This window comes from Thalassiella azotivora (genome assembly GCF_054781695.1).
Map to the genome: position 1 here is coordinate 138383 of NZ_BAAGTX010000001.1, position 11867 is coordinate 150249.

The 11867-nt window shown below is 73.9% G+C and carries 11 protein-coding genes; 7 read left to right on the forward strand and 4 right to left on the reverse strand.

All coding sequences use genetic code 11. The features are described from left to right. Positions 1-49: 49 nt before the first annotated feature. Positions 50-616, reverse strand: coding sequence for a hypothetical protein (locus ACYVQV_RS00610; RefSeq protein WP_461021314.1), 567 nt, complete (start codon positions 614-616; stop codon positions 50-52). 580 nt (positions 617-1196) lie between these two features. On the opposite strand from ACYVQV_RS00610, the gene ACYVQV_RS00615 reads away from it, so the two are divergent. Then, positions 1197-2285 carry a tyrosine-type recombinase/integrase gene (locus ACYVQV_RS00615; RefSeq protein WP_461021315.1) on the forward strand — a complete coding sequence of 363 codons (1089 nt, stop codon included), beginning with the start codon at positions 1197-1199 and terminating at the stop codon, positions 2283-2285. 118 nt (positions 2286-2403) lie between these two features. Then, positions 2404-2964, forward strand: coding sequence for a DinB family protein (locus ACYVQV_RS00620; protein ID WP_461021316.1), 561 nt, complete (start codon positions 2404-2406; stop codon positions 2962-2964). 15 nt (positions 2965-2979) lie between these two features. Here the strand turns inward: ACYVQV_RS00620 and ACYVQV_RS00625 are convergent, their stop codons facing one another. Continuing rightward, positions 2980-4002 carry a cation transporter gene (locus ACYVQV_RS00625; RefSeq protein ID WP_461021498.1) on the reverse strand — a complete coding sequence of 341 codons (1023 nt, stop codon included), beginning with the start codon at positions 4000-4002 and terminating at the stop codon, positions 2980-2982. 86 nt (positions 4003-4088) lie between these two features. Then, the gene (locus ACYVQV_RS00630; RefSeq protein WP_461021317.1) at positions 4089-4598 is read right to left on the reverse strand and encodes a transporter substrate-binding domain-containing protein; all 510 of its coding nucleotides are present in this window, start codon (positions 4596-4598) and stop codon (positions 4089-4091) included. A gap of 113 nt (positions 4599-4711) precedes the next feature. Here ACYVQV_RS00630 and ACYVQV_RS00635 point away from each other — a divergent pair, with 113 nt between their 5' ends. Further along, positions 4712-6541: an AMP-dependent synthetase/ligase gene (locus ACYVQV_RS00635; protein ID WP_461021318.1), complete on the forward strand. Its 1830-nt coding sequence runs from the start codon at positions 4712-4714 to the stop codon at positions 6539-6541. Positions 6542-6563: 22 nt separating this feature from the next. On the opposite strand, the gene ACYVQV_RS00640 is transcribed toward ACYVQV_RS00635, so the two are convergent. Further along, positions 6564-7535, reverse strand: a complete 972-nt coding sequence (locus tag ACYVQV_RS00640) for an aldo/keto reductase (protein ID WP_461021319.1) — start codon at positions 7533-7535, stop codon at positions 6564-6566. A 171-nt stretch (positions 7536-7706) separates the two neighbouring features. Between ACYVQV_RS00640 and ACYVQV_RS00645 the strand changes: the two genes are divergently transcribed. The 4 genes from ACYVQV_RS00645 (at position 7707) to ACYVQV_RS00660 (ending at position 11839) form a co-directional block, all read left to right on the forward strand. Next, positions 7707-9017 carry a D-alanyl-D-alanine carboxypeptidase family protein gene (locus ACYVQV_RS00645; RefSeq protein WP_461021320.1) on the forward strand — a complete coding sequence of 437 codons (1311 nt, stop codon included), beginning with the start codon at positions 7707-7709 and terminating at the stop codon, positions 9015-9017. Next, positions 9014-9868 carry a glycerophosphodiester phosphodiesterase gene (locus ACYVQV_RS00650; RefSeq protein ID WP_461021321.1) on the forward strand — a complete coding sequence of 285 codons (855 nt, stop codon included), beginning with the start codon at positions 9014-9016 and terminating at the stop codon, positions 9866-9868. The genes ACYVQV_RS00645 and ACYVQV_RS00650 overlap by 4 nt, the downstream gene beginning before the upstream one ends. Before the next feature lie 7 nt (positions 9869-9875). Further along, positions 9876-11261: an MFS transporter gene (locus ACYVQV_RS00655; RefSeq protein WP_461021322.1), complete on the forward strand. Its 1386-nt coding sequence runs from the start codon at positions 9876-9878 to the stop codon at positions 11259-11261. A 224-nt stretch (positions 11262-11485) separates the two neighbouring features. Then, complete coding sequence (locus tag ACYVQV_RS00660; protein ID WP_461021323.1) at positions 11486-11839, forward strand: RNA polymerase-binding protein RbpA; 354 nt, start codon at positions 11486-11488, stop codon at positions 11837-11839. The last annotated feature ends 28 nt before the right edge of the window (positions 11840-11867 follow it).

Sequence of the window (11867 nt, forward strand, 5' to 3'; positions counted from 1 at the left end):
CGAACGTAGCGCCCTGGGCTGCGGTGGTTACGTGCGGCAGTGCGTTGCGTCAGTGGCTTGGTGGGGGACCAGCGACCAGGAGCAGGTCGTTCTCATAGTCGCTGTCGAAGTCGACTCGAGTGAGCTCGGAGAAGCGCCATTGCGACACGGTGCCGTCCCAGACCGCTTGCGGGGTCACCTCCTGCAGCCACACGTTGCGGTCGGAGTAGCGAGTGGGGACTCCGATGAAGCCGACCTCCGGGTCCTGGTCCTCGATGTGCAGAGTGACCAGGGTGGCGTCGACGTGGGCCGTCTCGATCAGTCCGCGGGTCCGGTCGAGGTCGATCGCGGTGGCCGGCGCACTCGGCGGCCATGTCCCCGCTGCCTCGGCCACCTTCTGGGGGAAGGACCCCGCGGGCATCGGCTGGATCCGTGCGACGTCTCGGACGCGGACCGCGGCGAAGCCGTCGAGACGTGCGCCGGAGAGACCTGCCAAGAGCACCCACTTACGGCCGACGCCGACGACGTACCCCTGGAGGACGTCGGCACCAGGGATGCTCCGGAGCAGCCGGATTCCGGACTGGGAGGACTGGGCGTGCTGCAGCCGGAGCCCCCAGGCCGAGTTGACGGTGACCACCTACGCATTGTCGGGCGTAGGGGGACCCGCGACGTCGTCGTCGAGCGCTGATCACCCGTCCGACGAAGGGGGAGCGCCCAGGACGGAGCAGACGAGGTTCCCGGAACCATTGCTTGACATAATGTCCATTATCGGCGGTAACGGCAGGCCGGTTCCTGGCGCCACCAATCCACCGATAGTGCCGACTATCGCGGGAATTCGCCGCAACCAACGGTCGATCGGGGCCAGCGCCACCGATCCGTTCGTCCCCACATCCGGACCGTCCCGGGCGCGACGGCGTACGCGCCGCGACGCGTGAGTCGCGTCGCGCGCCTCCAGGGCGTCGACACCCCGACGTCCTCGTCGCGCGGCGGTGGACGACGACCACACACCCGGCACCGAGCGCTCCCAGACCGCACACGAGGGCACCGACGGGTCCGACGGCCCAGGACGCCGGGGCGCTCACCGGCGGATCCCTGCCCCGACCGATCACGCCGTCTTCCGCCCTATTTCTGCGATAGTTCTCAGGTCTACCCGACGTGTCCCGCAGCCTCCTCCGGGACGCGGGCCGGTTGTCTGCGACCCGGTCTACGGTGCCCCCGTGATCATCGCCGACGAGAGCCCTGGGCCGCCGGAGGACGCAGCCCGCTCCCGGCACGTCCCGCTCAGCAGCCTCGTCGAGTCCTTCCTCACCGACAGGGCGACGCTGACGCGCCGTGGCCTGACCGAGCGCTCACGTGCCGCGTACCGGCTCGACCTGCGCGCGTGGGCCGCTCAGCTCGTCCCCGGGCAGACCGCGGGTGACGACGCCGGCGACGACGCCCTCACCGTCGTGACCGTGGGCGACCTGACCGCCGACGCGCTCAAGGCCGCGTACCGCCGCATCCGGACCACCTCGGCCGCCTCCACCTGCCAGCGCCGCGTCGGCACCCTCAAGCTCTTCACGCACTGGCTCCAGGTCGAGGGCCACCTGGACAGCGACCCGACGCTGCGCATCGAGGCACCGGTGCGACCCGGCCGGCTCCCGGCCGGATGGGACGACGACGAGCTGCTGCGGCTCGGCCGCGCCGTCTCCACGCCCGCGCCCGGACGCGACGCCCGGCGGTGGCCGGCACGCGACCGCGCCGTGTTCGCCGTCCTGGTCACCACCGGCCTGCGCGCCAGCGAGCTCTGCTCGCTCACCGACCGGTCCCTGCGCCTCGAGGGCGGCGGCGACGCGGTCCTCACCGTGATCGGCAAGGGCAACAAGCAGCGCAACCTGCCGGTACCGCCCGAGGCCGTCGACGCCCTCCAGGAGTACCTCGCCGACCGGGAGCACCGGCTGGGACGGCAGGAGCTCACCACTCCCCTGTTCCGGCTGACCAACGGTCGCCCGATGACACCGGGCGCGCTGAACCACCTGGTCGACTCGTGGGTCCGGCGGTCTGGGGTGACCAAGCAGGACGGCGAGGCGGCGCACGGCTTCCGGCACACCTTCGCCAAGGGGCTCGTTCGCTCGGGCGTCCCGGCTCCGTCGGTGCAGGCCCTGCTCGGGCACGAGGACCTCAAGACGACGGGCATCTACGTCAAGGCGACCGCCTCCGACGTGCGGGACGCCGTCCTGCTCGGCCCGGCCCGCTCTGTGCTGCGCGAGACCGCCCCCGGTGCGGGTGCGCACGGGCCGGACGACGCGACGGCTGACCAGGCCTGACGGGGCCTGACGAGAGCCGACGAGCGAGCACGACGATCGAGCTCCGTCCCGGCACACCGGGACGCCGGGCTGTCGGACCCCGCTGGTTGGCTGCTGCCACCGACAAGAGGAGCACCCCGTGCCAGGCAACGTCCCCCCGGTCCGCGACGAGCGCGAGGGCCTGCTGGCCTTCCTGGCCCAGCAACGCGACGCCCTGCGCTTCGCCGTCCACGGGCTGACCGACGAGCAGGCGTCCGCCACACCGACCCGCAGCGCGCTCAGCGTCGTCGGGCTGCTCAAGCACTGCCTGCACATGGAGCAGCAGTGGATCACCGAGACCGTGCTGCGCCAGCCCCTGGAGGCGCCGGTCCGCTACGACGAGCAGTTCCGCCTCGCGCCGGGCGAGACGGTCGCCGACGTGCTGTCCGCCTACGCCCAGGTGGCGCGACGGACTGAGGAGGTCGCCTACGACCTGCCGATGGACCACCCGGTTCCCGTCCCGCGGGACGTCCCGTGGTTCCCGCAGGACGTCGAGGCGTGGTCGCTGCGCTGGGTCCTGCTGCACCTGATCGAGGAGACGGCCCGCCACGCCGGTCACGCCGACATCGTGCGCGAGCACGTCGACGGGTCGACGGCCTTCCAGCTGATGGCCCGGGCCGAGGGCTGGGAGGACCAGCTCCGGCAGTGGACGTCCGCCTGACCCCTCACGGGCTCCTCACCGCGTCCGGGTACCGGCCTCTCCCCCACCCTCCGGTCCCTGCGTGCGGCTCTCGTCCTGCTCCACCGCCTCGCGGTGCACGCTGGGCAGCATCTCGGCGGGCAGCTCCTCGACGGCCACCACGACCATGTCCTGCACCTTCCAGTCGAGGTCGAGGGCCTTCTCGCGCAAGGCGTCCAGCTCCGCGAGCGTCGGACGGTAACCCCGCACCGGCACGACGAACGACTCGACGTGGAAGACGTGCCCCTCGTCGCGCACCCGCGACCTCGCCCGCTCCACCCACGACTCACGGCACAGCACCTCGTCCACCGCGTCGACGAGCGGGTGCGGCCGGCCCCCGTCGACGGTGCGCGCACTCGCGTCCATCAACGCGGTCACCGCGGTCCGCAGGTTGCGCACCCCGTCCCGCAGGATGCTGACGGAGATGAACAGGGCCGCGACGGCGTCCGCCCACCACAGGCCCAGCCCGATCCCGACCACACCGGCGATACCGCCGACCGCCGTCATCCAGTCCGCCTTGTTCATGTCCGCGTCCGCGTACAGGACCCGGTCGTGCAGCTGCTCCGCCAGGGGCAGCTTCGCCCGGCCGAGAAGGACGGGCGGCACCGCGGTGTAGGCCAGGACGGCGATCATCAACCAGCCGGACCACACCGGCTGGCCGAGCACCACCATCACCCCGACGGGTGGGTGCTCCGCCGACAGCAGCCCGGTCGCCGAGTCGTAGACCAGGAACGTGCCCATCCCGAGCAGCGCCGTCGCCGCGACGAGGTGACCGACGCCCACGGACCGGTGGTACCCGTACGGGTGCCCCTCGCTCGGCCGGCGGCGGGCGACCCGGATCGCGACCAGGAACGCCAGCGGCGGGATGAAGGACAGCAGGTCCTCGGCCCACGCCGCCTTCATCGCCTGCGACGACCCCATCACCGCGTACATCAGCGCCACGGCGGTCACGAGGAAGCCGATGGTCCACCACTCCAGGTGCACCGCACGCCGCAGGGCGCCCTGCACCTCGTCCGGCAGCTCGGTGTGCCCGAAGCGTCCCGTGCGGGTGAGCCGGGTACCCGTCGACCTGCCCGTCGACCTGCCCGTCGACTCAGTCCGCCGGGTCACGGCCGGACCTCCTGTTCCAGCAGGTATCGCTCCAGCCTCACCAGGAACGCGTTCTCCCCCATCCGCACGGCCACCACGTGCCCCTGCGGCTTCCCGTCCCGACCCGGCACCTCGACGTACGGCACCGTCAGCGCCGCGTGCGAGGACCAGGGCGAACGGCTCGTCAGGCCGCCCACGACGACGTCCAGGTGCCCGCGCTCCAGCTGGTCGAACAGGTCCTCCTCACCGCCGGCCGTCCACCGGACCTCGGCGTCGAGCTCCTCGGCGAACCCTTCGACCAGCTCGACCTCCCGACCCAGCGGCCGGGGGTCGTCGGCACCCGTGGGCAGCTCGGTCCACGGTGGGTTCGGCGAAACGCCCACCCGTAGGACGCCGCCACGGACGCGGTCCAAGGTGCCCTCCGGGTCCGTCGGCACGGTCAGCGAGCACCCCGACGCCAGCAGGACGCACAGCACCAGCGACAGCGCCCTGCCCGCCGCCCCTCCCGTACCCGCCCGCCCCACCATGGCCGTCAGTCAACACCGTTCCGGCGGAAGCGCACCGCGACGCGCGGCGCACCGCTGCGCGGCGCTGGCCTCGCCCCACCGGCGCCGCCGCACCCCGCACTAAGGTTGCCCGGGTGACCCCCTCGACACCCCCAGCCGCCCGACCGCAGACGTGGTGGAAGGGTGCGGACGCGCCCGCGAGCCTGGCGGTCATCACGGCGGAGAACGCCCGCCGTCAGCCGGACAGGGTCGTCGTCCAGCGGCGCGACGGCAAGGAGTGGCTGGACGTCACCGCCGCGGCGCTCGAGGAGCACGTCCGTCGGCTCGCCCGCGGCTTCCTCGCCGCGGGCGTGCAGCCCGGCGACCGGGTCGTGCTGATGTCACGGACCCGCTACGAGTGGACGGTCGTCGACTTCGCCCTGTGGTCCGTGGGTGCGGTCGTGGTGCCCGTGTACGAGACCTCCTCGGCGTCCCAGCTCGAGTGGATCCTGCGGGACTCCGAGGCCGTCGCCGCGGTGGTCGAGAGCCGTGGCCACGCCCGCACGCTCCAGCAGGCCCGCGCCGAGGCACCCGCCCTGCGTCACCACTGGGTCATCGAGGGCGGTGACGGCGAGCCCTCGCTGAGCGACCTCGAGGGCTCCGGGACGGACGCGGCCGACCCGGAGGTCGACGCCCGCCGCCGGGCCCTGGGCCGCGACGACCTGGCCACCCTCATCTACACCTCCGGCACGACCGGACGCCCCAAGGGCTGCGAGCTGACGCACGGCAACTTCCTCGCCGAGGTCACCTCCGCGATCGACGCGCTGCCGGAGCTGTTCGAGGACCCCGAGGCGGCCACGCTGCTGTTCCTGCCCCTGGCCCACGTGTTCGGCCGGATGATCCAGGTCGCCGTCGTCCTGCACGCCGTCCGGACCGGTCACACGGACGTCGGGCGCATCACGGTCGACCTGCCCACGTTCCGACCCACGTTCGTGCTCGCGGTCCCCCGCGTCTTCGAGCGCGTCTTCGACACCGCCCAGCGCAAGGCCGTCGCCAACGGCAAGGGGCGCGTCTTCGAGGCGGCTGCGGCGACCGCGGTGGCGTGGAGCGAGGCCCTGGACGCGGGCCGCCGCCCGGGCGTCCTGCTGTCGGTGCGGCGCGCCCTGTTCGACCGCCTGGTCTACGGCAGGATCCGCGCGGCGTTCGGCGGGCGGACGCAGTGGGCCGTGTCCGGCGGCGCAGCCCTCGGGGCGCGGCTCGGCCACTTCTTCCGCGGCATCGGCGTCACCGTGCTGGAGGGCTACGGCCTGACGGAGACCACGGCGGCGTGCACCGTCAACACCCGCGCCGCGACCAGGATCGGCACCGTGGGGCGTCCGCTGCCCGGCTTCGAGGTCCGGATCGCCGAGGACGGCGAGATCCGCGTGCGGGGCGGCCACGTCTTCCGTGGCTACTTCAACAACCCCGAGGCCACCGCGGCCGCGTTCGACGAGGACGGCTGGTTCCGCACCGGCGACCTGGGGGCCGTCGACGCCGACGGCTTCCTCACGATCACGGGCCGCTCCAAGGAGATCCTCGTGACCGCCGCGGGCAAGAACGTCTCCCCCGCACCGCTCGAGGACGTCGTGCGCGGGCACGTGCTGGTCAGCCAGGCGATGGTCGTCGGTGACGGCCGCAACCACGTCGCCGCGCTGGTGACACTCGACGCGGAGTCCGTGGCCGCCTGGCTGGAGCAGAACGGCCGCCCACCGACCGCCGTGGCCGACCTCGTGGACGACCCGCAGGTGCGCGCGGAGGTCCAGCATGCCGTGGACTCCGCGAACGCGACGGTCTCCGCCGCCGAGCGCATCCGCAGGTTCCGCATCCTGCCGGTGGACTTCACCGAGGACGCCGGCTACCTGACCCCGACCCTGAAGCTCAAGCGGGCGGTCGTCATGCGTGACTTCGCCGCCGACGTCGAGTCGCTGTACACCGCCGGCTCCTGAGGCCTCACCGTCGGTCGGACCGTCAGGCGGCCGCCGGGCCGGGGGCCACCGCGTCCAGCTCGGCCAGGTCCTGCGCCGTGGGCACCCAGGCCCCGGCCCGGGCGTTGGCCCGCACCTGCTCGGCGCTGGTCGCCCCGGCGATCACGGAGGCGACCGCCGGCTGCGCGGCCAGGCCGCCGATCGCGACGTCCAGGATCGTCAGGTCGCGGTCGGCGGCGTAGCGCTCGAGCGCCTCGATCCGGTCGAAGTCCGCGGCAGCGAGCCGCTCGGGCCGCTTCACCAGGCGCGTCCCGTCGGGCGCGGGCTGGTCACGGCGGTACTTGCCGGTCAGCAGGCCGGAGGCCAGCGGGAAGTACGGCAGCAGCCCGACGCCCACGTGCTCGCACGCCGGCACGAGGTCCGCCTCGACCCCGCGGTCCAGCAGCGAGTACTCGTTCTGCGCCGAGACGAACGGGGTCATGCCGCTCGTGCGGGCCAGCCAGTCGGCGTCGACGACCTGCCAGGCGCTGAGGTTCGAGTGCCCGACGTACCGGACCTTGCCCTCCTGCACCAGCTCGTGCAGGGCGGCGACGGTCTCCTCGACCGGGGTCAGCGGGTCCGGGCGGTGCAGCTGGTACAGGTCGATCCAGTCGGTCCCGAGCCGGCGCAGGCTCGCCTCGACGGCGGCGCGCACGTACCGCCGCGACCCACGGGCGCCGCGGGCGGGACCGTTCGCGTCCCCGACGTCCAGCCCGAACTTCGTCGCCACCACGGCCTCGTCCCGCCGCGAGCCCAGCGCCCGTCCGAGGAGCTCCTCGCTCTGCCCCGGGGTGCCGCCGTACGCGTCGGCCGTGTCGAACAGGGTGATCCCCGCGTCGAGCGCCGCGGCGACGACCTCCTCGGTCCGCTCCGCGTCGATCCGGCCACCGAAGTTGTTGCACCCGAGCCCCACGGCCGAGACGGTGAGCCCGCTCGCGCCGAGCTGCCGGTAGGTCATCGTGTCGGTGTCGTCCACCCCGCCACCCTAAGGACCTCGCGCTGCCTCCGCAGCGGGCCGCGTCACCGGCCCGTCACCGGACGACCGCCGAATGGCCGCGACCTGCCCGCCGGTTCGACTCCCGCGGGCGGCCCTCGTGACGCACACTGGGACCCGACCGTGACCGGCCGGCGCAGGAGGGGAGTCCACGTGGTGCACCGGACCCTGGGTGGTCTGCTGACCGCGTGCGCGCTGACGGGTGCGCTGGCAGCCGGCGGGCCGGTCGCGCACGCCACCGCGGACGCCGGCGCGCCGCGGACCGGAGCGGAGACCGGTGCGGAGGCCAGTACCCGCGCGGCCGGGGCCGGGCTCGACGCGCCGCCCGCACCCGACCCGGACCACGAGCGGACGCCGGAGGAGCTGGCCGAGCAGCAGGCCGAGGCCGAACGGCTGCTGGAGACCATCGGGACGCAGGCCGCCGCCGTCGACGCCGCGCGCGAGCGGCTGCTGGAGCTGTCCGAGGCGGCGGGCGCCGCCCTCGAGGCCGCGGAGGAGGCGCTGCGGGCCAGGGACGCGGCGCTGGCCGAGGAGCAGCACCAGCTGGGGCGTCTGGAGGCGGCGCGCGAGCTGGTCGGGGCGAAGCGCGGCGAGATGGGCCGGTGGGCCTCGCGCACCTACCGCGAGGGCGGGACGCTCGCCGACTACGAGCGGCTGATGGGTGCCCTGACCCGGGGCAGCACCGACGACCTGGCGCAGCGGCTGACGATGCTCGACCGGGTCGGGCGGATGCGTGGCGGCGTCGTCGTCGACGTCACGGAGGCGGAGGCGGTCCAGGCCGACGCGACCCGCCGTGCGCGGGACGCGGCCGCCGCGGCGGTGACCGCGGCCGAGGAGGCCGAGCGGGCGCGCCAGGAGGCCGACCGGCTGGTCACCGAGCAGGCCACGGCGGTCGGCGTCCTGGAGTCGCTGCTGTCCCAGACGCTGGAGTCCGCCGGCCTGGGTGCCGAGCAGCTCGAGGCGGCCCGTGCGGTCGCGGAGCAGCGGCGCCTCGAGGCGGCTGCCCGCCCCGGCGGGGTGAACGCGGTCACCGGTGAGGTCGGCACCTGCCTGGGCGGCGACGTCGGGCGCTACCCCAACGGGATGATCCCCGTGGACGCGCTGTGCCCGGTCTGGGGCGCACCCGGCCACTACCTCCGCGCGGACGCGGCGCACGCCTTCGACCAGCTGAGCCTGGCCTACGCGACCCGGTTCGGTGAGCCGCTGTGCGTCACCGACTCCTACCGCAGCCACGCCGCCCAGGTCAGCGTCCGGCAGCGCAAGCCCCACCTCGCCGCCGTGCCGGGCACCAGCCACCACGGGTGGGGCACGGCGGTGGACCTGTGCGGCGGGGTGGAGTCGTTCGGCTCGCCGCAGCACGAGTGGCTGCGCCTGCACGCCCCGCTGCACGGGTGGTACCACCCCCGCTGGGCGCAGGCGGGCGGGACCAAGCCCGAGCCGTGGCACTGGGAGTACGGCGGGTGACCGCCTTCCTCGACGCACCCCGACCGCTGGCGTTCGCCCACCGAGGGTTCTCCCGGGACGGGCTCGAGAACACCATGGTCGCGTTCCAGGCCGCCGTCGACCTCGGCTTCACGCACCTGGAGACCGACGTCCACGCCACGCGCGACGGTCGGCTGGTCGCCTTCCACGACGACCACCTCGACCGGGTCACGGACGGCGCCGGCGCCGTGCGCGACCTGGCGTGGGACGTCGTCCGGCGCGCGCGGGTGGGTGGGGTGCAGGCGATCCCCCTGCTGGAGGACGTGCTCGGGGCCTGGCCGGACGTCCGGGTCAACGTCGACGTCAAGCGCCCCGCCGCCGTGGCCCCCCTGGTGGACGTGATCGAGCGCACGGCCGCGCACGACCGGGTGTGCGTCGCGTCGTTCTCCGACCGCCGGCGCCAGGCGGTGCTGCGCAGGCTGTCGCGGCCGGTGGCGACCTCGGCGGGTGGGGGGACGGTCGGTCGGCTGCTGGCCGCGCTGCGGTCGGGGGCTCCCGGCGCGGTAGTCGACCGGGTGCTGCGCGGCGTCGACTGCGTGCAGGTGCCGGAGCGGGTGGCCGTCCCCGTACCCGGCGGTCGTCGCGTCCTGACCGTGGTGACCCCGCGGCTCCTGGGCGCAGCGCACCGCGCCGGGGTGCAGGTGCACGTCTGGACCGTCGACCAGGCGGACGACATGCACCGGCTGCTGGACGCCGGTGTCGACGGTCTGATGACGGACCGGGCGGACAGGCTGCGCGTCGTCCTGGACGACCGCGCTGACCGACAGACTGACCGACGGACTGACCGACAGGCTGGGCGGCGGGCTGACCGGCGCGGTGGGCGCACGGCATGATCGCCCGGTGACGACGAGCGGAACCGCCGCCCCCGCCGGGGCGGCCACCGGTGACCGGCGCGAGCAGCGCGCCTGGTACTTCTACGACTGGGCCAACAGCGCCTACGTGACCACGACCGCCACGGTGCTGTTCAGCCCGTACCTGACGACCGTCGCGCAGGCCGCCGCGTGCCCGGACCTGGCGGACGGCGAGGTGTGCCGCACCGACCTGTCGGTGCTGGGCCTGCCCGTGGCGCCCGGCTCCCTGGCGCTGTACGTCATCACGGTCTCGACGGTCCTGTCGGCCGTCCTGCTCCCGCTCGTCGGGGCGCTGGCCGACCGCACCGCCCGCAAGCGGCACCTGATGGCCGGCTTCGCCTGGGTCGGCGCCGCGGCCGCCGCGTCCATGTTCTTCGTCACCGGCTCGAGCTGGCAGCTCGGTGCGGTGCTGCAGTTCGTCGCCAACATCTGCCTCGGCGCCTCGCTGGTGGCCTACGAGGCCGTCCTGCCGGCCATCGCCGGGCCGGACGAGCGGGACCGGGTCTCCTCCCGCGGGTGGGCACTGGGCTACCTCGGCGGCGGCCTGCTCCTCGCGGCCAACCTGGCGCTGGTCACCGCCCACGAGGCACTCGGCCTGACCCAGGGCGAGGCCGTGCGCTGGAGCCTGCTGACCGCCGGCCTGTGGTGGGGCGGGTTCACCGTCATCCCCTTCCTCGGGCTGCGCGACCGCCCCCCTGCCCGGGTCGTCCCGGTCCGCTCCGGGGGACTCGTCGCGGAGGCGTTCGGACAGCTCGCCGCGACGCTGCGCCACGCCCGCGGCTACCCCCAGACCCTGCTGTTCCTGCTCGCCTACCTGTTCTTCAACGACGGCATCCAGACGGTGATCGGCTCGTCCAGCCTGTACGGGCAGGAGCAGCTCGGTTTCGAGACCCAGCAGCTGATCACGACGATCCTGCTGGTGCAGTTCGTGGCCTTCGGCGGCGCCCTGCTCTTCGGCCGGATCGCCGAGTCCGTGGGCGCCAAGCGGACGGTGCTCGGCGGGCTGGTGATGTGGACGCTGGTCGTGGCCGCCGGCTTCCTGCTGCCCGCGGGCCGGTTCGGGCTGTTCCTCGCGTTGGCGGTGGGCATCGGGATCGTCCTGGGCGGGACACAGGCGCTCACCCGGTCGCTGTACAGCCAGATGCTCCCCCGCGGCCGCGAGGCGGAGTACTTCAGCCTGTACCAGGCGGCCGAGCGCGGGACGAGCTGGTTCGGCACGTTCACCTTCGGCGTGGTCTTCCAGCTCACGGACTCCTACCGGCCCGCGATCCTGTCGCTCCTCGTCTTCTTCGTCGTCGGCGGCGTGCTCCTGCTCAGGGTTGACGTCCGCAAGGGCATCGAGGACGCCGGCAACCCGCAACCGCGCGTCATCTGAGCCGCGCTCTCCCGTCGGCCAGCACGGACCGGGAGGATCTTCACCATCCACGCACCTCTCGGCCACACGACCTGCGCGATCGCTCCGGACCCTTCACGCTGGGCATCGGAACACGGACGCCCCGTGAGGCGTTCTGCAGGATGTGGACGCCGCTGACGTCCGCACCCCCGCCGACGGGACCGTCCGCGGGGGTTCAACCCGAGTACCTCGAGGGGGTCGACAGCATGAGTGACCGGAGCCTACGAGGGTCGAACCTGGGTTCGCGGAGCATGGAGTCGGATGCCGGCGTGACGCTGGCACCGCGGCAGACCGTCGAGTACGTGTGCCCGGAGGGGCACATCACGTCGCTGCCGTTCTCCACGGAGGCGGAGGTGCCCGCGCTGTGGGAGTGCCGTTGCGGTGCCGAGGCGCTGATGCGGGACGCGAGCCGTCCCGAGGAGAAGCCGGGCAAGCCGGCCCGCACCCACTGGGACATGCTGCTGGAGCGCCGGACCGTCGCCGAGCTGGAGGACCTGCTCGCCGAGCGCCTGGAGCTGCTCCGCAGCGGCCAGCTGCACGTCAAGAAGCGCAGCGCCTGACCCCCGTCCGCGCCGGTGAGCAGTCGGT

Bases quoted from the DNA above. Each gene is read 5' to 3' on its own strand.
- ACYVQV_RS00660 (WP_461021323.1), top strand. From the start codon at position 11,486: ATGAGTGACCGGAGCCTACGAGGGTCGAACCTGGGTTCGCGGAGCATG.
- ACYVQV_RS00630 (WP_461021317.1), bottom strand. From the start codon at position 4,598: ATGGTGGGGCGGGCGGGTACGGGAGGGGCGGCGGGCAGGGCGCTGTCG.